The sequence below is a fragment of the Erwinia sp. E_sp_B01_1 genome, from assembly GCF_036865545.1.
Classification (GTDB): domain Bacteria; phylum Pseudomonadota; class Gammaproteobacteria; order Enterobacterales; family Enterobacteriaceae; genus Erwinia.
Window position 1 is genome coordinate 991,094 of sequence record NZ_CP142208.1, and the last position, 23,519, is coordinate 1,014,612.

Below are 23,519 nucleotides of genomic sequence, written 5' to 3' on the forward strand. Positions count from 1 at the left end.
CATTCTCCTTGTTGTTACCCGCAGGGTTGCGGCTATTGCTGTGTTTCTGCTGCGCGATACTGCTTATCAACAATGCGTAAAAAGGGCAGATAGAGCAGAGCGCCAATCAGCAGATTGACGATTTGCATCAGGCTGCCGCTGAGATGGCCAGTGACGATAAAGCCGCTAATCACCGGTGGTAGCGTCCAGGGGATAAAGACGCCGGTTGTCACCGCCACTGCGCCCAGCTTCATTGCTCCGTATTGCACGGTCGTCAGCACCACGGGCACCAGATTGAAGGGGATAAGCATGACCGGGTTCATGATGATCGGCAGACCAAACAGAATGGGTTCATTGATATTAAACAGCGAAGCGCCAGCGCCGAGACGACCTACTTCACGTATGCTCTTACTGCGGGCGAAGAACAGCATGGCAATCACTAATGAGAGCGTGGCTCCGGCACCGCCCATCCAGATCATGTCAAAAAACTGCTCTGTCACAATGTGTGGGGGCGTGACGCCAGCCTGAATCGCGGCAATGTTGTCGGTCTGATTCTCCATCCACAGGGGACGGATTATGCCGTTAACCATTGAGCCGGAATTAATACCAACCGACCACAGCAGGGTAATACTCATCACGGTCAGCAATGCACCCACGTAGGAAGTCCCGAAATGGCGCACGGGTGTGGCAACCACATCATAAATAAACTGATGGATGGTCTGATAACTTGTGTGTTCAAACAGAATTCGGATTGTCAGCATGAGTACGATCACCAACAGTGACGGAATCAGCGCAGCAAAAGATTCCTGTACGGCAGGAGGCACGCCTTCCGGCATGCTGAGCACCCACTTGCGCCGCTTGAGAAAGCAGAATAATTCGGTCCACAACAGCGAGCCGATCATCGCCACAAACAGCCCTTTACTGCCAATCCACTCCGTCGGAATGGCGGTCATTCCCAGCGCTTCTACCTTGATAAAAGGGGTGAGGATCAGAAAACAGACCAGCGCCAGGATGCCGCAGGAAACCCGATCTTCCTCATAGTGTTCAGCCAGACGGTAGGCCGTGAGGAAACAAACGAACAGGGACATGGTTGAAAACACCGCGTTAAACGGAATCTCAACAATGTTGCTCCAGCTGTTGCCAAACAGCCCGGCCATAAACTGTTGGTAGCTTTGGTTGGGGAAAGAAGAGATCACCAGCAGGATCGACCCGACGATGATGAACGGCATAAATGAGACGTAGGCTCCGCGAATGGCACAAAGATGGCGCTGCTGTGCGGCTCTGGCTGCCAGGGGCATAAGCTTTGCTTCAAGAAATCCAGGAAATCTGTTCATACTGAACTCCAAATGTCCTTATTGAAAAAGTGACTCCATTGCGTGCTGGATTATCAGGTAAGGGGGAACCAGGAAAGGTGAAACAGTTCACAGTGTGGCGCTAATATAAAAAATATCTCACAAGATTAGTTATCATAAGATCACCGATATGACGGAGAAGACTATGGAAATTAAGCTACATGCCAATGCCACAACCACCCCGCGGATACGACGGTATATCCAGCAATCTGCTAAAAGCGATCGTGAGTTGGCACAAGAGCTGGGCATCTCAGTGCCTACCGTCCGGCGCTGGCGGAAGCGGCAGGACGTCGCCGATCGTCACACCACCCCAGACAAGGTGCGTAAAGCGTTAACGGATCAACAGGCCTCAGTAATTAACTGGCTGAGACTAAATTTTCAGATACCGCTTGATGAGCTATTGAACGTGGTAAATGAGGGGATGCAGCAGCCGATCTCCCGCGCCGGGCTGGATCGTTATCTGCGTGGCGCAACTGAGCGTAACAGGGCTCCTCTGCGGGGAAGAAAGGCGCTTAAGGCCGGGGAGCGACCGGGCAGGCTCTCGGTGCATTACCAGCGTGTCAGCCTGCTGGCTGAAGAGGGTGGGGAGCAGCATATTCTGTGGGCTGAAGAAAAGCTGAGCGGCTGGCTGAATGCGCGTGCTTTTGCCGGCGCATCGCCCATGCTGGTGGTCAACTGGTTGCAGGCGATACAGCCGCACTGCCCGGGTGAGATACACCTTATTGAGACTGAAAATAAAAAATTGTTTGGTGATGCCGGAGATCGGGCCTCTCCTTTGCAGCAATGGTGCACAGAGCAAGGTACGCAACTGCTGCAACGGCCCGATCGGCAAACCGATGTGACGTTACGGCTCGACACCCCTTTAGCTGATTTGCTGCCGGTGGCGACAGATAAGTCGCTGGATGCCCTGCTGCAACTGTTGTGTGCCACTCATAATGTCAGCTGGACGCAGAAAAAACTGGGAGGGCTGACGCCGGAGGCATTCTGGCATAACGCTCTGAAAGGCTGATAAAACGGCAGAGCGGACTTACTCAGAAGTCACGGACTTATGGCCCAGTTTTGCGCTGACAAAATCGATAAAACTGCGAAGGCGATTACTGACCGCGCTGTCACTGTAATAGACCGCGTTGATCGGCATAGCCACTTTCAGGGTCTCCTTGACCAGAATCTGTACCAGATCCCCACGCCTGAGATCTTCATCGATCATAAAATCTGATAAGCAGGCAATTCCATTCCCCTGCAGGCAAAGCTGGCGCTGCGTTTCGCCACTGTTTGAGGTAAGTTCCGGAGTGATCTCCAGCATCCGTCCATCACTCAGGGCCAGTGGCCAGCGGTTAAGGAGGGGGAGATCGTTGAAGCCGATGCAGCAATGTTGCGCCAGATCCTCCACCGTTTGAGGCGTGCCGTGGCGTGTCAGCCACTCTGGCGAAGCCAGGATTTTTCGATAGCTGGTGATGAGTTTGCGTGCCTTCATACTGGAGTCTGCCAGGTCTCCCACGCGGATTGCGATGTCGACCTTTCGCTCAATCAGGTTAATAAAATTCTCTGAGGAGACCAGCGACAGCGACATCTCCGGATAGCGCATCCGGAACTCAGAAATCAAAGGGACAAGCATATGCAGGACGACCGGCGTGGCTGCATCAATACGCAGCAAACCCTGGGGTTTCAGTCGGCTCTCTATCAACTCGTTCTCTGCCGCGGCCATCTCCTGCAACAATGCCTGCACCCGACGGAAATAATTTTCTCCTTCCTGGGTCAGCTTTACATGGCGTGTGGTGCGGATAAGCAAACCTACCCCGAGTTTATTCTCCAGTTTTTTAACGGCACGACTGACCGCAGAATTAGCCAGTCCAAGCTTTGCTGCTGCCCGACTGAAACTGCTGCACTCTACCACCGCAACAAAAATCGCCAGTTCTTCTGAGTTCGCCTTCATTATTGCTCCTGGAGCAAAATTATTTTGAGATTTTACATCTTTTTGTTATTTAAGCATGGGGGGGTAGTCAGCGCCATCTATAGGATGAAACCCAACGGCCTGGTTATATTTGTTTACCGGATATCAGTCCGATCCGATTGAAAGTAACCAGTAAAGCCCCTATAACTGAATGACGCTGTTATTTATTCAGAAGTTATTGCAACCGGGCGGTAGAGTGCGAAAAAAGACGTATGCCATGAGATATGTAGCAGGACAACCAGCGGAGCGCATTTTTCCGCCTGGTGCCATGCTGCACGTCGGCAAAGCCTTGCCGCCCGGAGCGCCCCTGACCACCGGGGCCACCCTGCGGGTGCTGGTGTGGAACATTTTTAAACAGCAGCGCGCGGACTGGCTTTCGGTACTGCAGAATTTTGGTAAAGATGCCCATCTGGTGTTGTTACAGGAGGCTCAAACCACGCCGGAACTGGTGCGTTTTGCTACCAGCAATTATCTGGCTGCCGATCAGGTTCCCGCATTTGTTCTGCCCCAGCATCCCTCAGGCGTAATGACTCTGGCATCAGCCCATGCTGTCTACTGTTGCCCCTTGCGGGAACGCGAGCCGTTACTGCGGCTGGCAAAGTCTGCTCTGGTTACGGCCTATCCCTTACCCAACAGCGAAATGTTGATGGTGGTGAATATTCACGCTGTTAACTTCAGCCTGGGGATTGATGTCTACAGCAAGCAGTTAGGCCCGATTGGCGAGCAGATTATCCACCATCAGGGGCCGGTCATTATGGCCGGGGATTTCAACGCCTGGAGCCGTCAGCGTATTAACGCCTTATACACTTTCGCCCGCGATATGGGGCTGGAAGAAGTGACCTTTACGGATGACCACCGGCGCAAAGCCTTTGGTCGTCCTTTAGATTTCGTTTTTTATCGCGGCATGGACGTGGCTCAGGCCTCCGTGCTGGTAACCCGTGCCTCCGACCACAATCCGCTACTCGTTGAATTCCATCCCGGCAAGCCTGCGCTTCTTTAGGGAATGTTCGGCCTGCCGTCACGGGCAGGTCGTCACACCAATCTGCCCATAACTCAAAAAATAAGTAAGGAACAGAGATATGGCAACGCATCATCATGATAACGTCGACAAACAGTTTGGTGACCAGGCCAGTGCCTACCTGAGCAGTGCTGTGCATGCCAGCGGCCGCGATTTAGTGCGGCTGGGTGAGAGACTCTCTGAGGAAAAGGATGCCGTTGTCCTTGATTTAGGATGTGGTGGTGGACATGCCAGCTATATTGCAGCGGAGCATGTCAGCCGCGTAGTGGCTTACGATCTGTCGGCGAAAATGCTGGCTGTGGTAGCGGAAGCCGCAGAACAACGCGGTTACCAGCATCTCTCCACACAGCAGGGGTATGCTGAATATCTGCCGTTTGAGAACGAGAGCTTTGATATTGTTATCAGCCGTTACTCCGCTCACCACTGGCATGACGTTGGGCGTGCGCTGCGTGAAGTTAAACGCGTCCTTAAGCCGGGCGGCAAAGCGATATTTATGGATGTGAACGCGCCGGGCAACCCCGTACTGGATATCTGGTTACAGACTGTCGAAGCTCTGAGGGATACTTCCCACGTACGTGACTACAACCCTGGCGAATGGCTGACGATGTTTACCGAAGCCGGACTGGCTATCAGCGCCGTCAGCCACGACAGACTGGATCTGGAGTTTGGCAGTTGGATCGAGCGTATGCGTACACCAGCGGTGATGGCGGAAGCCATCCGCGCCTACCAGCATTCCGCACCGGAAGAAGTCCAGCGCTATTATGCGCAGCAACCGGATGGCAGTTTCAGCACCGATACCATTTTTATCGAAGCCCGCAAGCCTTAATCCCCCGACAGCCCCGCAAGGGGCTGTTACTCCACCCGTGCAATTGCCCTGATGCTTTGTGAGCGTGCTGATAGTCTTCTGAGCTTTCAGGATGACCAGGTCAGTCAGCGGAATAAACAGAATTGCCGCACGCCAGGTCGCAAACGCCAGAATAGCGGCCATCAGGATTGGGCAGATTAACTGCCACAGTGGAAAACCGGTATGGTGCACACCGATAGCAAACCCAAAGTTCTCTTTCCGCTATCATTGGGTGGAGAGAAAAGCAGACATAAAAAAAGCCAGTCCGGAGACTGGCTTTTTATCGGTCAGAAAATTTAACTTTCCGGCGATGAGGTGTTGTCCACAAACAGCGTCAGCTTATCGCCAGGCTGCAGGTTCTGTGAACCGCTGGTATTCCAGCGCTGCACATCCTTGATGTTCACACCGTGCCCTTTAGCAATGCTGGCCAGAGAATCACCTTTACGAACTTTATAGGTGATGCTGTTGCCATTATCGGCCAGTTTGGTCGCGCTGCCGCCACCGCCCGTGCTCAGGGTCTGTCCCGGTCTGATACTTGCACCACGCAGGTTATTGGCGCGCTGCAGGTCTTTAACCGACACATTCAGACGTTTAGCAATGCCTGACAGGGTATCGCCATTGCGAACCTTGTAAGCACCGTTTGTCGTATTCTCAGCCAGTGCTGTTGGCTGAACGGCAGCTATATCGCCTGTCGCCAGTGAGTTACGCAACTTCGCTACGTTCGACTTCGGTACCATAATGTACTGAGGACCACCTTTCGGTGCCGTAGTGCCGCGCTTGTAACCCGCGTTAAAACTTTTCAGCTTGCTCAGTGACATGCCTGACATTTCTGCCGCCTGCGTCAGCTCAATCTGCTGGCCCACTTCAACCCGTGCCAGAGCACGCGTTTCATTTGGCGCCGGCAAACGTAAGCCGTAACGCTTGTTGTTCTTCAGGATATCACCCAAAGCCAACATTTTCGGCACGTAGACCGTGGTTTCGCGTGGCAGAGATAAGCTCCAGAAATCCGTTGGTTTCCCGCGGGCTCTGTTGGATTTTACCGCTTTCAGGACGCGTCCTTCACCGCTGTTATAGGCGGCGATGGTCAGTAACCAGTCACCGTCAAACATCTTGTTCAGACGTTCCATCATGTCCAGCGCAACCTTGGTGGAAGCCACAACATCGCGACGTCCGTCATACCACTGGTTCTGCTTCAGACCGTAGTTTCGCCCCGTCTGCGGTACAATCTGCCAGATGCCTGCGGCATTGGCGGCTGAGGTCGCATGGGGGTCAAAAGCGCTCTCCACTATGGGTAGTAGTACCAGTTCCATCGGCATCTTACGTTTCTTAATCTGCTCGACAATCCAGTACATATACGGCTCTGCCCGTAATGTTACATCGTGGAGATAGCTCTTGTTTCTTAAATATTTTTGTTTTTGTTCGCGTATCCGGGCATTTTCCGGAACCTTCATCTTCAGCTCGGTACTGATGAGTTTCCACAAATCCTGATCCTGCGTAAGGCTGGTGGTTCCATCATCCTGCCAACGCGGTGATAACAACCGATCTGTGTCTCGCTCACTTTCACTCTGACCTGCCGAAGACAAACTCTGTGCATGCTGTTCAGGGAGGTTGGTGTCATGCTTTGACGCCTGGCAACCCACCAGCAAGACCGAGGCGAGTAATATCGCTTTAGCCTTCATGTGTGTGTCATTCTTCGCTTAAAAGACGAGCAACTATACGTGCTCGCCCATAGCAACACAACCAGAAAAATCAAAAATGGTCTTTCTTCTCGCGTAGAGTTGCAAATACTTGCCACTCATGTTGTGGAGATGTTTCATGTCCAATAATTCTTTGCAATTCATGCTCTTGTGTTCTTAAGAAAACATTTATCTTACGCTCAAAATCCAGTTTTGTAGGCAACGAAACCCCGTTTTTTGCGCGTAACTCCTTAATTTCGCGGTAATAGCGCGCTATCTCAGTATCCTGCGGTAAAATGGCCTGAGCAAAGGTCAAATTAGATAATGTATATTCATGGGCGCAACAAACCAGCGTATCGCTGGGTAATTTATTAAGCTTTTGAAAAGACTCAAACATTTGTTCAGGAGTGCCTTCAAATAGTCGCCCGCAGCCGCCAGAAAACAGAGTATCGCCACAGAAAAGGTAAGGCGAACTGAAATATGAGATATGTCCTAAAGTATGGCCAGGCGTATAAATCACACTGAATTCGCAGCCCAGTACCGTGATTTTGTCACCTTCAACCACCAACTCTGTTGCGCCCTTATTCAGCGTTTCATGTGGGCCGTACACCACGACCTGGGGGTATTTTGCCACCAGCTCTTGTACGCCACCGACATGGTCATGGTGATGGTGAGTAAGCAGGATTGCGACGGGTTGCCACTGGTTTTTTTCCAGTGCAGCCAGAACCGGAGCGGCCTCGCCAGGGTCGACTATCAGACACTGGCCTTGATCATTATTTAATGTCCAGATGTAGTTATCCTGAAGTGCCGGAATGCTGGTAAGATTCATCATCGCCTCTTTGATTGGCCGAAATGGAAAGAAGATGGTAAAGCATGAAGCCCGCTAAAACACGCCAAATTCGTCATGTGCCAGAGACCTGGGCAGAGATCCCCTGGGGGGAGTTTTACCGCGATGCTCTCAGCAAGCACCTGCAGCCTTGCCTGGCCAAAATGTACGGTTTCCACCTGCTGAAGGTAGGGCATCTCAGCGCTGAAATCGACACGGAGAAATGCGCAATTTCGCATCAGGTCAATGTAGGATTAAGCGGCGAGCAGCTCCATGTCATGGCCGACCCAAAGAGTCTGCCTTTTGAATCCAAATCCGTTGATGCCTGTCTTCTGGCCCATTGTCTGGCCTGGAGCAGCGATCCGCACCGTATTCTGCGGGAAGTGGATCGGGTGCTGATAGACGATGGCTGGATCATTATCAGCGGGTTTAATCCTTTTAGCGTGCTGGGCGTAGGGAAAATCATCCCCGGACTGCACCGGCGTGTTCCCTGGAACAGCCGGATGTTTACCCAGATGCGCCTGATGGACTGGCTGAATCTGTTGAATTATGAAGTGGTGCAGCGGACGCGGTTTCAGGTTGTGCCGTGGAACCGGCAGGGCGGTAAGGTAATCAGCACACATTTCCCGGCACTGGGTTGCCTGAGCATTATTGTCGCCCGCAAGCGGACTTTCCCGTTAATTATGAATTCGGCCAAAAAGGCTGCCGCGAAGAGAAGGCTAAGCCAGGCGGTCGGGGCGACCAGCCAGTTCCGTTCACGGCAAAAACATCAGGGTTCGGATTTATAACCGATATCTTCAAACGCCGGGCTGCCAGCTGCCGCCCGGGCCAGTTCATCGCAGCGCTCATTCTCAACATGGCCCGCGTGCCCTTTGACCCATTCCCACTGAATTTTATGGTGGCTCAGGGCCGTATCCAGTCTTTTCCACAGGTCGACATTTTTAACCGGCTTTTTATCTGCTGTTTTCCAGCCGCGCTTTTTCCAGTTATGGATCCAGCTGGTAATACCCTGACGGACATACTGGCTGTCAGTGCTGATTACCACTTCACACTGCTGCTTAAGTGCCTCAAGAGCGACGATGGCAGCCATCATTTCCATGCGGTTATTGGTGGTTAAAAAATAACCCGCGCTGAAGGTTTTTTCGTGATCGCCATAGCGTAAGATGGCGCCATAGCCGCCCGGTCCGGGGTTGCCAAGGCAAGAACCGTCGGTGAAAATTTCTACCTGCTTAGTCATCTCTGGTAGACTCCCTGCTGAAAAACGCCAAGTCTGACATAAACGGGTCCTATGAGCACAGCAAATACAACGCGTCAGATCGTTCTCGATACTGAAACCACCGGTATGAACATGATCGGGGTGCACTATGAAGGGCATCGCATCATTGAAATCGGTGCCGTTGAGGTAGTGAACCGTCGTCTGACCGGCAATAACTTCCACGTTTATCTGAAACCCGATCGTCTGGTTGATCCTGAAGCGTTCGGCGTTCACGGTATCGCCGATGAGTTTCTGGCGGACAAACCCACCTTCGCTGAGATAGCCGATGAGTTTATGGCCTATATCGACGGTGCGGAACTGGTTATCCATAACGCTTCCTTTGATATCGGCTTTATGGACTATGAGTTCTCAAAGCTGCAACGCAACATTCCAAAGACCGAAACCTTCTGTCGAATTACTGACAGCCTGGCGATGGCGCGGAAAATGTTTCCCGGCAAACGTAACAGCCTTGATGCGCTCTGCTCACGTTACGAAATAGACAACACCAAACGAACCCTTCACGGCGCACTGCTGGACTCCGAAATTCTGGCGGAAGTGTTCCTGGCGATGACCGGCGGACAGACATCGCTGACGTTTTCCATGGAAGGGGACCAGCAGCAGAGCAACGGGGACACCATTTCCCGGATTACCCGCCCGGCATCAGGTTTACGCGTGCTGGTGGCCAGCGAAGCGGAGGTGACCGCCCATGAAGAACGGCTTGATCTGGTGATGAAGAAGGGCGGCAGTTGCCTCTGGCGAGACTGAAGGCAGGAAATGCGCGGTAATCAGGCAGTGAAGGTGAAAAAACATGCAGTCGATACTGAAACCGCATAAAAAGCATTGACGTGACAGGGGCCTCCCCGTAATATCCGCCTCGTTCCCGACGGGGAACAAAGCGCGGAGCGGTAGTTCAGTTGGTTAGAATACCTGCCTGTCACGCAGGGGGTCGCGGGTTCGAGCCCCGTCCGTTCCGCCAAGTATCCAGAAAGCCTGATTCAGTAATGAATCAGGCTTTCGTCGTTTCAGAGCCACTAAAGCGGCTTGCCTGCCGTCCAAACCTCTCTCATTTCCCGACACCGGTCAAAAAGCCGCATTCCTGCCTCTCTGACCCAACATCAACGTTTCTGTACCGCCACTTTCCCGCTATAGCCCTGAATGCTGGCAACGCGATCTTCACGTGCAATCCAGCGGTAGAAGCTGGCCGACAGCGCCACGCCAATAAACCAGCTGAAGTTCGCGACTTCATGCAGTGAAGGAATGAAACTGATCGTCAAACCAATCAGTACTGAAGGCACCAGCGCCACGATAGCTTTGGGATTAAACCCGCCGCGATACCAGTATTTGCCTTTTGGCGTGTCATCAAACAGATCGTCCACCGAGATCTGGCTGCGTTTAATCAGGTAGAAATCACACAGAAGAATGCCAAACAAAGGTCCGATAAACGCGCCCAGCACATCCAGCGTGTAATGGATCAGTTCAGGTGACTGGAACAGATTCCAGGGCGTTAACAACACTGAACCTACCGCTGCGATCATGCCACCGGTGCGGAAGCTGATTTTCTGTGGCGAGCAGTTAGAGAAGTCAAAAGCCGGTGAAACAAAATTCGCCACGATATTAATGCCGATGGTGGCGGTGATCATCGTCAGCAGGCCGATGGCTACGGCAAGATCGCTACCCACACGACTGACGGTTTCAATGGGATCGGTAATCATATGGCCGAACAAAGTTTGCGTGCCGGAAACAATGACCACGGTAACAACCGAGAACAGCAGGAAGTTGAACGGTAATCCCCAGCGGTTGCCACGGCGTATTTCCCCCATGCTTTTTCCATAGCGCGAGAAATCACCAAAGTTCAGCAGCGGGCCGGAGAAGTAGGAAACCACCAGCGCAGTAGCAGTTATCATCTGCCAGCTCTGCTCACCGGCAGTGAGCTGCTTGCTGGCCAGCGTCAGTGAGATACCCTCAAAGCCGGTCTTGTACACAATCCAGCCCGCCAGCGCCACCATCACCACATACACAGCAGGCCCGGCGACATCAATAAAGCGTTTGATCGCGCTCATGCCATGCCAGAACACCATCGCCTGAGCCAGCCACATGATGCCAAAACAGATCCAGCCAAGCAGCGACAGACCCAGCCAGGATGATTCGGTCATCGGTGCCAGCGAAGGCCAGAACTTCAGTGAAACCAGCATCAGGGCATTCGCCGCCAGGTAAGTCTGAATACCGTACCAGGCGAAAGCGATCAGGCCACGGATAACCGCCGGGATATTGGCCCCGAAGACACCGAACGCCTGCCGACAGATTACCGCGTAGGGCACACCTGCCATCTGGCTGGGCTTAGCCACCAGGTTGGCACAAATCTGCACAATACAGATGCCGACCAGCAGACAAAGCAACACCTGCCAGCTGGCCAGTCCAAGGGTGAAGAAGCTGGCGGCTACCACATAGCCGCCCATACTGTGCACATCCGACATCCAGAAAGAGAAAATATTATACCAGCTCCAGTTCTGGTCGCGGGTAGGCGCCAGATCCTCGTTACAGAGCCGTGGGCTGTAATTTGCGTGGGCCTCAACCGCCGACGCCGTAGTGACATTCTGACTATTTGGCATGAAACCTGCTCCTCTGAAGATAACTAAACGCAAACTGGTCTGCACAGGACATTGCAGGATCCAGGCCAGAATCCTTTTCTTGTATACAAAATATTAAAATGATGTGTACGATTAATTACGGAATTGATGTTTACCGGAGCAGGTAATGAAGAGTGAAACCGGCCTGAAAACGGCCTCTGACTTGAATGACAAGGATGAACCTATCTACCAGGCGCTGATGTCGGCGATTGTGGAACACCAGTTACCCCCCGGCAGCAAACTGCCCGAAGAAGCGCTGGCAGAGGTTTTTGGCATCAGCCGCACCGGCATCCGCAAAGTGCTGCAACGCCTCGCCGCAGTGCAAATGATTGTGCTGACGCCCAAACGTGGTGCGCAGGTTGCCACTCCCTCCGTCGGGGAAGCACAGGACATCTTCCGCACCCGGGCGCTGATCGAATGTGCCAATCTGCCCGCGGTGCTGGCGCACTGCCAGTCCACTCATCTGGTGGCGCTCGAGGCGCTGACCCGTCAGGAGCAGCAGGCGCATGTCGATCACGACGGTTCAGCGGCAATCCGACTTTCGGCCGCTTTTCATATTCAACTTCAGGCCATTTCCGGTAATCAGGTACTGACTGAAATGGTCACGCGGTTGACCCAGCGATCTTCACTGGTCATTGCAGCCTATGGCGCACCCTGGCAGCAGGGGTGCCGCTGTGACCATCACGACCGGCTTATAGAACTGCTGCGTAAAAAAGCGCTGAAGCCACTCTCTGACTCACTGCAGCAACATTTCGATCATATTGTGAACAGCCTGCTTTTCGAACGCAGTGGAGAGACGTTGCCAGACTTCGCCAGCTTATTTGCTGGCTACGGAGCCAAAGCATGAAGGAAAGACAGATCATCCAGGTCATTAACCCTAATACCAGCCTGGCAATGACGGAAACCATTGGCGCTGCGGCGCGTGCGGTTGCCGGAGTTGGCACCGAAATCCTTGCGGTCTGCCCGTCACAAGGTGTGCAGTCCATTGAGGGGCATTTTGACGAGGCGATAGCGGCGATTGGCGTGCTGGAACAAATTAAAGCGGGGCGGGAGCAGGGGGTAAGCGGCCATGTGATTGCCTGCTTTGGCGATCCCGGCCTGCTCGCCGCGCGTGAACTGGCTCAGGGGCCGGTGATTGGCATTGCCGAAGCCGCCATGCATATGGCGACCATGGTGGCCACGCGATTCTCCATCGTCACTACTCTGCCACGCACGGTGATCATTGCCCGGCACCTGCTCCGTCAGTATGGCTTTGAACAACATTGTGCCGCCCTGCATGCGATCGATTTGCCGGTACTGGCGCTGGAGGATGGCACCGGTCTGGCGCAGGAAAAAGTGCGTCAGGGCTGTATCCAGGCGAAGCGGCAGGATGGAAGTGGTGCCATTGTGCTTGGCTGCGGCGGCATGGCCAGCCTGGCGCGTGAGCTGACGCTGGAGCTGGGTATCCCGGTGATTGACGGCGTTGGCGCCGCAGTAAAAATGGTGGAGTCGTTGGTGACGCTGGGTCTGTCGACCAGTAAACATGGCGATTTGGACTATCCTGTAAGAAAACCCCTGTCGGGTCAGTTTGCCTGCCTTAACTGAGCCGTCCCGACGTAAGGACTCTACTTATGACTGAGCCGCAAGAAAAAAAGAGTACAGCTTTAATAAAAATTATCCCCGCGATCTGCGAGGCTATGCAGGGAATCCTCCGCACGCGGCCTGGCCGGGTGAGGCGCGGATTGCCGTGCAGTTCGTGCTTAACTATGAAGAGGGCGCGGAAAACAACGTGCTGCACGGGGATGCCGGATCCGAACAGTTCCTCTCGGATATTATTGGCGCGGCGAGTTATCCTGAGCGGCATATGTCGATGGATTCACTGTATGAGTACGGCTCCCGTGCCGGGTTCTGGCGCATCCATCATGAATTTCAGAAACGTGACCTGCCGCTGTCGGTCTTTGGCGTGGCGATGGCGCTGGCGCGTCATCCTGAAATTGTCGAAGCGATCAAAACGGCCAACTATGATGTGGTCAGCCACGGCTGGCGCTGGATCCACTATCAGTCGATGGATCCCAAAGCGGAACGCCAGCATATGCAGCAGGCGGTGGACACGCTCACCGATTTGTTTGGCAAAGCGCCTACCGGCTGGTACACCGGCCGCGACAGCCCCAACACCCGCAGGCTGGTAGTGGAGCAGGGCGGATTTACCTATGACAGTGACTATTACGGTGACGATCTGCCGTTCTGGACGCCGGTCACCTGTCAGGACGGCACGGTTAAATCGCATCTGATTATTCCCTATACCCTTGAAACCAATGACATGCGGTTCGCCACGCCGCAGGGCTTCAACACCGCAGAGCAGTTCTATACCTATCTGAAAGACAGTTTCGATGTGCTGTACGAAGAGGGCGAGTCCTCACCAAAAATGCTGTCGATTGGCATGCACTGCCGTCTGCTGGGGCGTCCTGGCCGGTTCAGAGCGCTGCAACGCTTCCTGGATTATATTCAGCAGCATGACAAGGTCTGGATTTGTACCCGTCAGCAGATTGCGGAACACTGGGTGAAAACCCATCCGGCTCCGCAGGACTAAACTAAACCGGGCGGAATATTTCCGTCCGGGTTATTTAAAAGCGGGGTAAATAATGGAACGGGCTTCGCAGTGAAAAGATCCCCCCGCTACTGCTTTGTGATTACCCTCGCATAATTCCTGCTATTCACTCTCCCAGAGTCCAGTTTTTACTTCTGATTATTTCAATCTTTGGTTTTTTCATTTCAGGCATTTGGCTTCAGGATAGCGCATGGACTATCTGGCAGGAGCCAATCAGTGAATAACGAAATCATTCCTTTAACCCATATCCGCTTGCAGAACGACAGTACAGAGTGGCGTGAAGCAGTGATTAGCGCAGGTGAATTACTGGTGGCTGGAAAATGCAGTCTGCCTGCTTATACCGATGAAATGCTGAGGGTAGTGGAGGAGTTTGGCCCCTATATCGTGGTGGCTCCGGGAATTGCCCTGGCGCACGCCCGCCCCAGCGCCAGCGTTCTCACTGCAGGGCTCAGCCTTATCACCTTATCCACGCCGGTTGCCTTTGGTCATGAAGAAAACGATCCGGTGTGGCTGGTCATAGCCCTGTGTGCGCCGGATAAAACTTCTCACCTGGCGTTACTGGCCCAGCTGGTGAGCTTTCTTGATGACGAAAATAACCTCAATTTTTTAAAACAGTGCGATGACGCTGAGAAAATCTGTCTGGCTATAAATAAAACGCAAAAGGGAGAGTGAAAAATGAAAATTGTCTGTGTATGTGGCATGGGACTGGGTTCAAGCGTTATCGCTAAAATAAACATTGAACAGGTGCTGAAAAATATCGGCGTCACAGCAGAGGTGGAGACCTGTGACCTGGGAAGTATCCGCAGTGTGAAAGCCGATCTCTATGTCACAACCCGCGAATTAGCGGTAACAATGCCAGAAGAATTGCAGGCCTCAACGCTGGTATTAACGAATTTTGTCCGGAAAGTGGAAATAGAAAAAAGCCTCGCTGACTACCTCAGGGAAAAGGGATTATAAAAACTTCTGGAGCAGGAAATAATGAAAGACGTTATCGGATTTATTATTTATCAAATCCTGGATAAAGCGCCGCTCTTTTTAGGGCTGGTCGCCTTAACGGGTCTACTACTGCAACGTAAAAAAATGACTGAAGCGATCGATGGCACGGTCAAAACCATCGTGGGGTTACTGATCCTCACCGTGGGGTCGGGCACCTTACTTCGCTCGCTGGGGCCGGTAATGAGCCAGCTCAATACCAGGCTGAGTATCCAGGGCGTATTACCGGCCAATGAAGCCGCCTTTGGCGTGGCGATGGTTAATCTGGCAAATGATGTCACCCTGACATTTATTATCGGATTTTTTCTCCATCTGCTTTTTATCCGGCTGATCCCCTGGAAGTGCTGCAAAAATGTCTACCTCACGGTACATATGCAACTTTTCCTGGCCACCTTTATGATGCTGTCGCTGCCGGGCGCACTGGGGATTGGTGGGATACCCTTACTGCTCACCGGTGCCGTTCTTTGTGCGCTGTACTGGACGCTGACGCCGGGCATCACCCGCAAACTTGGCCAGCATTTTATCGGTGATGACCTGACGCTGGGACATCATCAACAGGCCGGGGCCTGGCTCGCCTCCAGGGTGGCCCGGCTGGTGGGCACTCCTGCTCAGGATGCCGAGGAGCTTAAGCTTCCCGGTTTTCTCTCCATGTTTCGGGATAACACGATTTCGCTGGCGTTTCTGATGCCGGTAATCTTTATGGGCATTGGTCTGGCAGTGGGCCGGGAAGGGATCACCACATTGAGCGGCAGCAGCCACTGGCTGGTCTGGCTGTTTATGCAGGGACTGACGTTTACCGCTGGCGTGGTGATCCTGCTGGTAGGAGTGCGGATGTTTATCGGCTCCGTGGTCCCTGCCTTCAAAGGGATCTCCGACCGTCTGCTACCCGATGCAGTTCCTGCGCTGGATTGCCCGGCCCTCTTTCCCTACTCCCCAACCGGCGCAATGCTGGGGTTTATCGCCTCGGTAGTAGGAGCACTGCTGGTGATGGCGGCAACCATCGCCTTTAACAGCCCGCTGATCGTCTTCCCCAGCCCGATCATTATGTTTTTTGATGGCTGTGCTATGGGCGTCTTTGGTAACAAATATGGGGGCTATAAAGGTGCGCTGGCTGCCGGACTGATCACCAGTGCGATCGCTCATGCCGGCATTATTCCGCTCTATCCGTTAATGGGCTCGCTGTATGGATCCGGGCTGATGTTCTCCAACATCGATTTCGCCCTGATCTGGCTACCTGTTTTAACCCTGCTGAAATACCTCGGCCTGGCACTGGGCCTGATGCCTTAACAAGGAAAGAAAGATGAAAATTCAACTGGCGCTGGATTTGCTGGATCCGCGGGAAGCGTTAACGGTATTGCGGGAGGCCAGCCCCTATGTCGACATCATTGAAGTAGGCACTTCACTACTGAAACGCAGCGGGATAGCAATTGTAGAGGAAATCCGCAGCATTACCTGCAAGCCGCTGTTTCTGGATATGAAGATCATCGACGGGCCAGAGCGGGAAGCCACGCTGATGGCGCAGTGTAAGCCCGACTATTATTCGATGCTGGCCGTAGCCAGTGATACAGCCGTGCGCAAGGTGCTTGCCATAGCTGAAGAGAACGGAGCTCAGGTAGTGTTCGATCTGCAATCGGTAGTGGATCCGGTGCGTCGTGCGTTCGAACTCAGGGCGCTGGGCGCGCAAAGGCTGTGCGTACATAAAAATGCAGATTGTGGAGACGATCTCTCACTGGCCTTCAGCGAATTTACTGAGATCAGGCGCGAAACAGGATTATCCCTATCGCTGGCGGGAGGGATTTCCTTAAGGACCCTCGGCCCGATCCGGGATCGGCTGGATCCCGATATCATCATTGTAGGCGGCGCGATCCTCAAGGCCACGGATTATGCTGAAGCGGCCAGTGCCTTTAAACAGGGTGCCTGCTCAGCCTGAGCACAAGGAGATCACAATGAACAAGGTCAATGAAATTACCCGTGAAAGCTGGATCCTCAACACTTTTCCGGAATGGGGATGCTGGCTCAATGACGAAATCGCGGCAGAGCAGGTGGCGGCAGGCTCGGTGGCAATGTGGTGGCTGGGCTGTGTGGGGCTGTGGGTCAAAACCCCCGGAGGAGCCAACCTGAGCATCGATTTCTGGTGTGGCAGCGGCAAGCGGCGCAAAGATTTGCCTGCCATGCCGCCCAGCCACCAGATGGCCCGCATGAGCGGCGCGCGCATTGCACAGCCCAATCTGCGGAATACGCCCTTTGTGCTGGATCCTTTTGCCATCCGCGAGATCGACGCGGTGCTGGCAACCCACTATCACGCCGATCATATCGACATCAACGTAGCGGCGGCTGTGCTGCAAAATTGCGATAAAAATGTGCCCTTTATCGGGCCGCAAGCCTGTGTGGATCTCTGGACAAAGTGGGGGGTGCCAGAGAGTCGATGCAGGCTCATCAGGCCAGGTGATGTCATCAAAATTAAGGATGTTGAGATAGTGGTAGTGGAGTCCTGCGATCGAACCATTCTGATCACCGATCCCCCGCGCGCGCTGGCCGATGAGGGAAGCCAGATCCCGGATATGGATCTGCGCTCGGTGAGCTATCTGATTAAAACGCCGGGGGGAAATATCTATCATTCGGGCGACTCCCACTACTCCAATATGTACGCAAGGCACGGCAAAGAGCACAGAATTGATATTGCGCTGGGTTCTTTTGGTGAAAATCCGGTGGGCATCACGGATAAAATGACCGCAGTTGACATCCTGCGTATGGCGGAAGCGTTGCGCACTGAAGTGGTGATCCCGGTGCATCACGACATCTGGAGCAATATGCTGGCCGATTGTCAGGAAATCATGACGTTATATGCGATGCGTCGCGATCGTCTGCAATACAAATTTGTGCCATTTATCTGGCAGCCAGGCGGCAAGTTTGTTTATCCGCAGGACAAAAACCGGCGGGTGTATCAGCATCCTCGCGGCTTTACGGATATTTTCACTGCCGACACCGACCTGCCTTTCCCCTCTTTCCTTTAGAGGGCAGGGCAGGACGCAAGCGGCAACTCAGGGAGAGTTTATGCAAATTGACCACGTTGCCGTCATCCTTCTCAAGGAGGTCGCGACCGAGCCAGGACTGACGGTCAAAGGCCTCTGTCAGCGTACCGGACTTCCTTTACGTCATTTCTATTACCGCTGGGGGAAAATCAATGACTGGCTGAGCCAGCACCACTTTTCGCCACTGAGTAAAGATCCCCGCAAGGGGCTGATGCTGGCGAAAGGTGAAGCGGAGGCGGTCCTTAACCGGCTGGCCACTCTCTCTGGCGCAGAGTACAAACTGCAGGCAGGGGAGCGGCGTGACCATCTTCTGCTCTCGCTGGCGACCAGCCACTTACCGCAGTACAACCGCCATCTTTGCCAGTTGAACAGGGTCAGCCGCAATACCACGCTGGCCGACATTCAGCTGCTTAAACAGCAACTGCAAGCCGGTTACGGCATTACGCTGCTTGCCAGTAAAAAAGGTGGCTATCAGCTCAAAGGGGAGGTGTTAGCGTTAAGACTTTGTGTGTTACAGATGCTGCAGCGGACCCTGAAATATGGGGATGCACAGGCAGAAATGCGCATAAGCCAGCTGATCCTGACCCGGCTGGCTGAACAGGGAGGCTGTGCCAGCACGGCCCCGCAAGCGGCAGACCGGGCCATAGTGCAGGCAGAGCAGCATCTGAAACGCGGCTTCACCGACAAAGATCGCCGGCTGCTGCATAAACTGTTGCTGTTTTGTATGCTGCCCTGTCAGCAGGAGCCGCTGATCCCCTTCAGTGACGCCCAGTTAAACTTTTTGCGCAGCCGGCCAGAGTGTGAGGCTGCTGCCCTGGTAAATGCGCTCCTTACCGAAGAAACAGGGCGGGAGCCTTCAGCAGGTAATACCCTGTTCTTCACCCTCCTGCTTGCCATCAGTAAAAGCCTCAACCGTCCTCCGGCTACCGGCAAGGCTGACCGTGAGTTAATCGCCAGTATTCACCGGTTGATTAACGACTTTCAGGCCCTGTCGGGGATCGCCTTTACTGACGTTTCCCAGCTGGTCAGCCGGTTATTTGCCCACCTTGGCCCTGCGTTACACCGCTGCCTGTTTCATATTCCCAGTGAAAATGTTCTGCGTCAGGAAGTGATGCAGCACTATCCGCTGATTTTTCGACTCTGCCGGCAGGTTATCTGCACGCTGGAATCGGCTTATCAGGTGGAATTTAATGATGATGAACTGAGCTATGTGGCAATAGGTTTTGCGGCCTGGCTGGATAAACGCAAGGAAACCCGCGAGCAGTCGCTGATTCTGGTTACTGAGGGTGGGCTCTCTTCTACGGCGATGCTGGAAAACCAGTTGCGTAATCTGACGGTGGTTCCGCTGGCTATCCGGCACGCTTCGGTCAGTCAGCTGGAGGGCTTAGCCTCTGGCTCGCGCCTGATAGTTTCCACGGTAGCCTTACCGGCTGAAGAGTTTCCTGGCGTTACCGTTATCCGGGTACAGCATATGCTGGCGGCTCATGAAAAATCACTGATCCGCCAGCTGCTGGAAAGGTTTAACGAGATCAACGGCGGGGACGCCGGAGCCAGCCGCCTGTTGCAGACAGAGGCAGGCGCCGCCAGTGAGCTTCATTAATACCCGCCACCAGCGAAGCCTGAACTGTCATCGGTGAGTGCAGTGATATCCGCCACCAGCGAAGCCTGAACTGTCATCGGTGAGTGCAGTGATGCCAGCCATCAACCGATACCAGTGAAATGCAGTGATATCCGCCCGGCCCGGTGGTTTTTCTCAGCTCATAACGCTGACCTGAGCGGCGACGATACGCCAGCCGCAGGGCATTTTTACCCATGTCTGCTGCTGGCGGCCGATTTTATCGGTCCCTTCGCGGGTGAACTCCGTGCTGCACACGGCGTAATCTTCCCCAAAGGTGGTGATCACCGTATGGCGTAAATCACGATCCAGCCCTCTGGAAGGGCGGGAAGCCCGAAAGGCGCGGATCTCCTCAATACCATAAAGGTTTTCACCGGCGCCAAGACGCACTGTCCTGGCGTCGTGCCAGAACAGCTCGTCCAGCACCACAGTGTCGTTGCTGACCAGGGCCTGTTCATAGCGATAAAAGGCGGCAGTGACTTCAGCCAGAATAGCCGGGCGATCGATATATTCACTTTTCATATTCAGGCACTCAGGTTAGCGGGCGCGGCTTTGGCAATGCCCATTTTTTCCAGCGCCCATGCTGCGCGCAGGCAGGCTTCTTCTTTAAACGGCGCGGCAATCAGCTGTAAACCCATCGGCAAACCGCCAGGTGTCTGTAGCGGCACCGTAGTCACCGGCAGGCCGAGGAAGGAGATCGGCTGCGTCAGCATTCCCATACTGGCGCGAATCGGCAAATCGGTACCGTTGATCTGCATCGTTTCCTGACCGATCAGGGTGGCACTGGACGGGGTGGCTGGAGCAATCAGCACATCGAACCGATCAAACAACGGCAGCACCTGCTGTTTGAAATGGTGACGGAAGCGCTGAGCCTGCACATACCAGGCTGAAGGGATCATCGCCCCGGCCAGCAGACGTTCGCGAGACAGCGGTTCAAAGCGTTCCGGTGAGTTTCGGAGCGCGGGCAGGTAAGCATTGCCACCTTCGGCAGCAGTAATAATAAAGGCGGAAGTGCGGGCCAGTTCGGTTTCGGGAAACAGCACTTCATCCTGAGCATTCAGCGCCTTAGCGGCAACTGCGACGGCGGCACGGGCATCGTCATTGCACCAGGTCTGAAAATAGCCGCCCAGCACGCCAAAGCGCAGGTTATCCAGCCCGTGCTCCAGCAACCGGTGCGCGGGATGAATCGCTTTTTCAGCCTGGAAGCTGTCCTGCGGATCGCGCCCCTGCAGGGCGTCGTACACTATCGCCAGATCTTCTGTGCTGCGGGCAAAAGGGCCAATGTGATCCAGGCTGGCGACAAAGGGATGGCTGCCGCTGCGGGAGAGGCGGCCAAACGTCGGTTTCAGACCAAAGATGCCACACAGTGAGGCAGGCACGCGGATTGAACCGTTGGTATCTGTTCCCAGGGAGAAGTTCACCAGGCCAGCGGCCACGGCAGCGGCTGAACCGCCCGAGGAACCTCCGGCAATACGTTGCAGATCGCGGGGGTTTCTCGTCGCGCCATAGTGGCTGTTTTCGGTGGTGAAGCCGTAAGCGTAGGCATCCATATTCAGCATCCCTGACAGCAGGGCACCGGATTCAGCCAGTTTGTTTACCGCCCAGCCGTCCTGCTTCGCCAGCGGACGGTCGCTGAATAAACTGGCTCCGGCCAGCGTGGGATGACCGGCAACATCAAACAGATTTTTTACCGCATAAGGCACGGCGGCCAGCGGGGGCAGCGTGTGCCCCTCTTTGCGCAGGCGATCGATCCGGGCCGCCTCATTCAGCATGCGGTCCTGCGTCACCTGAGTCCAGGCGTTGATCGCCGGGTTCAGCTGTTCAATGTTGTCCAGCGTCTGCCGGGCGATTTCGCGGGCGCTGAACTCGCCTTTGGCAAGGGCGCTTTGCAGTTCACTAATGGGTAAAGAGGCGGGATTCATGCTTTGTACACTCCTGCCACTTCCAGACGATCGTCAAGAGGGAAAGCCATCAACGGCCCGGCCATTCCGGCAATACGGGTAAACTGTACCAGCAGTTCGGCACGGCGTTCATCATCCAGGGGCACGCCCAGAATCTGCTCCATTTGTGCCACATAGTTTGCCCAGTCTGAATGTTGCTTCATGATTTTCTCCTGTTAAAAACCGGCAGCGCTGCCGTTGCTTCTGGGATCCCATGCTCCTTCGAGCATGCCGTTGGTGTGCCGGACAATGGCTCCGGCGTGGCCCACGGCCTCGCTGTAGTCCGGCAGGGCTTCAACCTCATGACCCAGCGCGCGAAGTTGGGCAAAGGTTTCGTCGGAAAACCGGCTCTCCAGCTTCAGCGAATCTGAAGCCTGTCCCCAGGTGCGGCCCAGCAGCCAGCGAGGGGCGCTGACGCACTGTTGCAGCGGCATTCCCTGCACCACATGACGGGTAAAAATGGCGGCCTGAGTTTGTGGCTGACCGTCTCCGCCCATTGAGCCGTAAACCAGTGTCCGGCCATCGTTCAGGCGGGCGGCGGCGGGATTAAGGGTATGAAAAGGCTGTTTCCCCGGTACCAGAGCCAGCAGATGATCGGGATCGAGGCTGAAGGCCGCCCCCGGTTTTGCCAGGTAATGCCGGTATCGGGCAGCACAACGCCGCTGCCAAATTCGTGGTAGATGCTTTGAATAAAGGAGACGGCCAGCCCGCTGCTGTCCATGACGCCCATCCACACCGTGTCGCCGGGGCCTTTACCCGTTCCCCAGGGCGCGGCCTGCTGGTCATCAATTTTTGCAGCCATGTCGGCCAGCACATCAGAATCCAGCAGCGTTTGCATCTCTTCGCGCATGTGCAGGGGATCGGTGATGTAGCGATCGCGCAGGCTGAAGGCAAGTTTGGTCGCTTCAACGATGCGGTGTACCGTCTGCGTTTCATCGGCTTCGGCCATCTTCAACCGATCGGTAATACCGAGAATGGCCAGGGAAACCAGGCCCTGGGTGGGCGGCGTCATGTTATAGACCTCGCCATACTCATGCTGAATGCGCAGCGGCGTGCGGCGTTTCGCACGGTGATTATTTAAATCTTCCAGGGTCACTGGCATTCCCAGTCGCGACATCTCACTGGCGAGTTTGCTGGCCAGCGGGCCGCGATAGAAGCTCTCCAGCCCATCTTCCGTCAGCAGGCTCAGGGTATTTGCCAGATCCGGCTGGGTAAAACGGCTGCCAGCCCTGGGCACTTCACCATCGGGTAGAAATGTCGGGGCAAAACCAGGCTGATTCGCCAGTTCATGATATTTGCTCGCCGTGGCGGAAGCCTGTGATTGCGTAACCGGTATACCGTCAGCGGCATAGCGAATAGCATCAGCAAGTAATCTGGAAACCGGCGTTGGCGTTCCGCCCAGTTCAGCAGAGATGGCCAGCGCTTCGGCCCAGCCGCTGACGGTTCCCGCGACAGTTAACGCAGCCTTAGGGCCACGGTGAGGGATAGTAGCCTCTCCCTGATAGAAGCCGGGTACGGCCAGCGATCCCGCTGCTCCGCTGGCATCAATGGCAATGGGGTCACCCTGGGGTGGGACAATCAGCCAGAAGCCATCGCCTCCCAGCCCGTTCATATGGGGATAGACCACGGCAATCGTCGCCGCTGCGGCTACCATCGCCTCAATGGCATTGCCGCCATCGCGTAAGATGGCCAGCGCGCTCTCACTCGCCAGATGGTGAGGGGCCACGGCCATGCCGAGGGGGGCGATATTACTCTGAATCATTCCACTCTCTTTTTTTAGGGTTACAGAGAACTTACTGAAGCAAGAGCTGTTCCAGTTTGTCA

General features: G+C 54.5%; 22 protein-coding genes, 1 tRNA gene and 2 pseudogenes. 15 read left to right on the top strand and 10 right to left on the bottom strand.

The window, feature by feature from the left end; all coding sequences use genetic code 11:
• Positions 1–32: 32 nt before the first annotated feature.
• On the bottom strand, positions 33–1,313 hold the full coding sequence (locus VRC33_RS04665; RefSeq protein WP_338561356.1) for a PTS sugar transporter subunit IIC: 1,281 nt from the start codon (positions 1,311–1,313) through the stop codon (positions 33–35).
• A 163-nt stretch (positions 1,314–1,476) separates the two neighbouring features.
• Here VRC33_RS04665 and VRC33_RS04670 point away from each other — a divergent pair, with 163 nt between their 5' ends.
• Positions 1,477–2,340 (top strand): helix-turn-helix domain-containing protein, encoded by an 864-nt coding sequence (locus tag VRC33_RS04670; protein ID WP_338561358.1) that lies wholly within the window; start codon positions 1,477–1,479, stop codon positions 2,338–2,340.
• Between the two features lie 18 nt (positions 2,341–2,358).
• Here the strand turns inward: VRC33_RS04670 and yafC are convergent, their stop codons facing one another.
• Positions 2,359–3,264: a DNA-binding transcriptional regulator YafC gene (gene yafC, locus VRC33_RS04675; protein WP_338561360.1), complete on the bottom strand. Its 906-nt coding sequence runs from the start codon at positions 3,262–3,264 to the stop codon at positions 2,359–2,361.
• Between the two features lie 214 nt (positions 3,265–3,478).
• Between yafC and VRC33_RS04680 the strand changes: the two genes are divergently transcribed.
• The gene (locus VRC33_RS04680) at positions 3,479–4,282 is read left to right on the top strand and encodes an endonuclease/exonuclease/phosphatase family protein (protein ID WP_338561362.1); all 804 of its coding nucleotides are present in this window, start codon (positions 3,479–3,481) and stop codon (positions 4,280–4,282) included.
• A gap of 79 nt (positions 4,283–4,361) precedes the next feature.
• Positions 4,362–5,126, top strand: coding sequence for a methyltransferase domain-containing protein (locus VRC33_RS04685; RefSeq protein ID WP_338561364.1), 765 nt, complete (start codon positions 4,362–4,364; stop codon positions 5,124–5,126).
• A 314-nt stretch (positions 5,127–5,440) separates the two neighbouring features.
• Here VRC33_RS04685 and mltD read toward each other — a convergent pair whose 3' ends face one another.
• Positions 5,441–6,823 carry a murein transglycosylase D gene (gene mltD, locus VRC33_RS04690; RefSeq protein WP_338561365.1) on the bottom strand — a complete coding sequence of 461 codons (1,383 nt, stop codon included), beginning with the start codon at positions 6,821–6,823 and terminating at the stop codon, positions 5,441–5,443.
• A 70-nt stretch (positions 6,824–6,893) separates the two neighbouring features.
• The gene (gene gloB / locus VRC33_RS04695) at positions 6,894–7,649 is read right to left on the bottom strand and encodes a hydroxyacylglutathione hydrolase (RefSeq protein WP_338577000.1); all 756 of its coding nucleotides are present in this window, start codon (positions 7,647–7,649) and stop codon (positions 6,894–6,896) included.
• 44 nt (positions 7,650–7,693) lie between these two features.
• Here gloB and VRC33_RS04700 point away from each other — a divergent pair, with 44 nt between their 5' ends.
• Entirely contained in the window at positions 7,694–8,434 is a 741-nt protein-coding gene (locus tag VRC33_RS04700) for a class I SAM-dependent methyltransferase (protein WP_338576912.1), read from the top strand.
• Here VRC33_RS04700 and rnhA read toward each other — a convergent pair.
• A pseudogene (rnhA, locus tag VRC33_RS04705) lies at positions 8,416–8,942 on the bottom strand (ribonuclease HI). The gene VRC33_RS04700 and the pseudogene rnhA overlap by 19 nt on opposite strands.
• Here rnhA and dnaQ point away from each other — a divergent pair.
• Complete coding sequence (gene dnaQ / locus VRC33_RS04710; RefSeq protein ID WP_338561367.1) at positions 8,935–9,666, top strand: DNA polymerase III subunit epsilon; 732 nt, start codon at positions 8,935–8,937, stop codon at positions 9,664–9,666. The pseudogene rnhA and the gene dnaQ sit on opposite strands and share 8 nt — an antisense overlap.
• Before the next feature lie 134 nt (positions 9,667–9,800).
• Positions 9,801–9,877: transfer RNA gene (locus VRC33_RS04715), tRNA-Asp, on the top strand.
• 139 nt (positions 9,878–10,016) lie between these two features.
• Here the strand turns inward: VRC33_RS04715 and VRC33_RS04720 are convergent.
• Positions 10,017–11,510, bottom strand: a complete 1,494-nt coding sequence (locus VRC33_RS04720) for an NCS1 family nucleobase:cation symporter-1 (protein WP_338561370.1) — start codon at positions 11,508–11,510, stop codon at positions 10,017–10,019.
• 145 nt (positions 11,511–11,655) lie between these two features.
• On the opposite strand from VRC33_RS04720, the gene VRC33_RS04725 reads away from it, so the two are divergent.
• The 9 genes from VRC33_RS04725 (at position 11,656) to VRC33_RS04765 (ending at position 19,740) form a co-directional block, all read left to right on the top strand.
• Positions 11,656–12,375 (top strand): GntR family transcriptional regulator, encoded by a 720-nt coding sequence (locus VRC33_RS04725; RefSeq protein WP_338561372.1) that lies wholly within the window; start codon positions 11,656–11,658, stop codon positions 12,373–12,375.
• Complete coding sequence (hpxA, locus tag VRC33_RS04730; RefSeq protein WP_338561375.1) at positions 12,372–13,112, top strand: allantoin racemase; 741 nt, start codon at positions 12,372–12,374, stop codon at positions 13,110–13,112. The genes VRC33_RS04725 and hpxA overlap by 4 nt, the downstream gene beginning before the upstream one ends.
• Positions 13,113–13,194: 82 nt before the next feature.
• On the top strand, positions 13,195–14,097 hold the full coding sequence (puuE, locus tag VRC33_RS04735; protein ID WP_338564048.1) for an allantoinase PuuE: 903 nt from the start codon (positions 13,195–13,197) through the stop codon (positions 14,095–14,097).
• 234 nt (positions 14,098–14,331) lie between these two features.
• Complete coding sequence (locus VRC33_RS04740; protein WP_338561377.1) at positions 14,332–14,787, top strand: PTS sugar transporter subunit IIA; 456 nt, start codon at positions 14,332–14,334, stop codon at positions 14,785–14,787.
• A gap of 3 nt (positions 14,788–14,790) precedes the next feature.
• A complete protein-coding gene (locus VRC33_RS04745; protein ID WP_338561379.1) occupies positions 14,791–15,072 on the top strand; it encodes a PTS sugar transporter subunit IIB in 282 nt (93 codons plus the stop codon).
• A gap of 21 nt (positions 15,073–15,093) precedes the next feature.
• On the top strand, positions 15,094–16,395 hold the full coding sequence (locus tag VRC33_RS04750) for a PTS ascorbate transporter subunit IIC (protein WP_338564704.1): 1,302 nt from the start codon (positions 15,094–15,096) through the stop codon (positions 16,393–16,395).
• Positions 16,396–16,408: 13 nt separating this feature from the next.
• Positions 16,409–17,038 carry an orotidine 5'-phosphate decarboxylase / HUMPS family protein gene (locus tag VRC33_RS04755; protein ID WP_338561381.1) on the top strand — a complete coding sequence of 210 codons (630 nt, stop codon included), beginning with the start codon at positions 16,409–16,411 and terminating at the stop codon, positions 17,036–17,038.
• 16 nt (positions 17,039–17,054) lie between these two features.
• Positions 17,055–18,122, top strand: coding sequence for an L-ascorbate 6-phosphate lactonase (gene ulaG, locus VRC33_RS04760; RefSeq protein WP_338576915.1), 1,068 nt, complete (start codon positions 17,055–17,057; stop codon positions 18,120–18,122).
• 40 nt (positions 18,123–18,162) lie between these two features.
• A complete protein-coding gene (locus VRC33_RS04765; protein ID WP_338561383.1) occupies positions 18,163–19,740 on the top strand; it encodes a PRD domain-containing protein in 1,578 nt (525 codons plus the stop codon).
• A 153-nt stretch (positions 19,741–19,893) separates the two neighbouring features.
• Here the strand turns inward: VRC33_RS04765 and hpxZ are convergent, their stop codons facing one another.
• The 4 genes and pseudogenes from hpxZ to VRC33_RS04785 form a co-directional block, all read right to left on the bottom strand.
• Positions 19,894–20,277: an oxalurate catabolism protein HpxZ gene (hpxZ, locus tag VRC33_RS04770; protein ID WP_338561385.1), complete on the bottom strand. Its 384-nt coding sequence runs from the start codon at positions 20,275–20,277 to the stop codon at positions 19,894–19,896.
• Between the two features lie 2 nt (positions 20,278–20,279).
• Entirely contained in the window at positions 20,280–21,677 is a 1,398-nt protein-coding gene (locus VRC33_RS04775; RefSeq protein WP_338561387.1) for an AtzE family amidohydrolase, read from the bottom strand.
• A complete protein-coding gene (gene hpxX, locus VRC33_RS04780; protein WP_338561389.1) occupies positions 21,674–21,859 on the bottom strand; it encodes an oxalurate catabolism protein HpxX in 186 nt (61 codons plus the stop codon). Before hpxX ends, VRC33_RS04775 begins: the two co-directional genes overlap by 4 nt.
• Before the next feature lie 12 nt (positions 21,860–21,871).
• Positions 21,872–23,457 (bottom strand): annotated as a pseudogene (locus VRC33_RS04785) (gamma-glutamyltransferase).
• Positions 23,458–23,519 lie beyond the last annotated feature (62 nt).

Bases quoted from the DNA above. Each gene is read 5' to 3' on its own strand.
- VRC33_RS04665 (WP_338561356.1), bottom strand. From the start codon at position 1,313: ATGAACAGATTTCCTGGATTTCTTGAAGCAAAGCTTATGCCCCTGGCA.
- VRC33_RS04670 (WP_338561358.1), top strand. From the start codon at position 1,477: ATGGAAATTAAGCTACATGCCAATGCCACAACCACCCCGCGGATACGA.
- yafC (WP_338561360.1), bottom strand. From the start codon at position 3,264: ATGAAGGCGAACTCAGAAGAACTGGCGATTTTTGTTGCGGTGGTAGAG.
- VRC33_RS04685 (WP_338561364.1), top strand. From the start codon at position 4,362: ATGGCAACGCATCATCATGATAACGTCGACAAACAGTTTGGTGACCAG.
- mltD (WP_338561365.1), bottom strand. From the start codon at position 6,823: ATGAAGGCTAAAGCGATATTACTCGCCTCGGTCTTGCTGGTGGGTTGC.
- gloB (WP_338577000.1), bottom strand. From the start codon at position 7,649: ATGAATCTTACCAGCATTCCGGCACTTCAGGATAACTACATCTGGACA.
- VRC33_RS04700 (WP_338576912.1), top strand. From the start codon at position 7,694: ATGAAGCCCGCTAAAACACGCCAAATTCGTCATGTGCCAGAGACCTGG.
- dnaQ (WP_338561367.1), top strand. From the start codon at position 8,935: ATGAGCACAGCAAATACAACGCGTCAGATCGTTCTCGATACTGAAACC.
- VRC33_RS04720 (WP_338561370.1), bottom strand. From the start codon at position 11,510: ATGCCAAATAGTCAGAATGTCACTACGGCGTCGGCGGTTGAGGCCCAC.
- VRC33_RS04725 (WP_338561372.1), top strand. From the start codon at position 11,656: ATGAAGAGTGAAACCGGCCTGAAAACGGCCTCTGACTTGAATGACAAG.
- hpxA (WP_338561375.1), top strand. From the start codon at position 12,372: ATGAAGGAAAGACAGATCATCCAGGTCATTAACCCTAATACCAGCCTG.
- VRC33_RS04745 (WP_338561379.1), top strand. From the start codon at position 14,791: ATGAAAATTGTCTGTGTATGTGGCATGGGACTGGGTTCAAGCGTTATC.
- VRC33_RS04750 (WP_338564704.1), top strand. From the start codon at position 15,094: ATGAAAGACGTTATCGGATTTATTATTTATCAAATCCTGGATAAAGCG.
- VRC33_RS04755 (WP_338561381.1), top strand. From the start codon at position 16,409: ATGAAAATTCAACTGGCGCTGGATTTGCTGGATCCGCGGGAAGCGTTA.
- ulaG (WP_338576915.1), top strand. From the start codon at position 17,055: ATGAACAAGGTCAATGAAATTACCCGTGAAAGCTGGATCCTCAACACT.
- VRC33_RS04765 (WP_338561383.1), top strand. From the start codon at position 18,163: ATGCAAATTGACCACGTTGCCGTCATCCTTCTCAAGGAGGTCGCGACC.
- hpxZ (WP_338561385.1), bottom strand. From the start codon at position 20,277: ATGAAAAGTGAATATATCGATCGCCCGGCTATTCTGGCTGAAGTCACT.
- VRC33_RS04775 (WP_338561387.1), bottom strand. From the start codon at position 21,677: ATGAATCCCGCCTCTTTACCCATTAGTGAACTGCAAAGCGCCCTTGCC.
- hpxX (WP_338561389.1), bottom strand. From the start codon at position 21,859: ATGAAGCAACATTCAGACTGGGCAAACTATGTGGCACAAATGGAGCAG.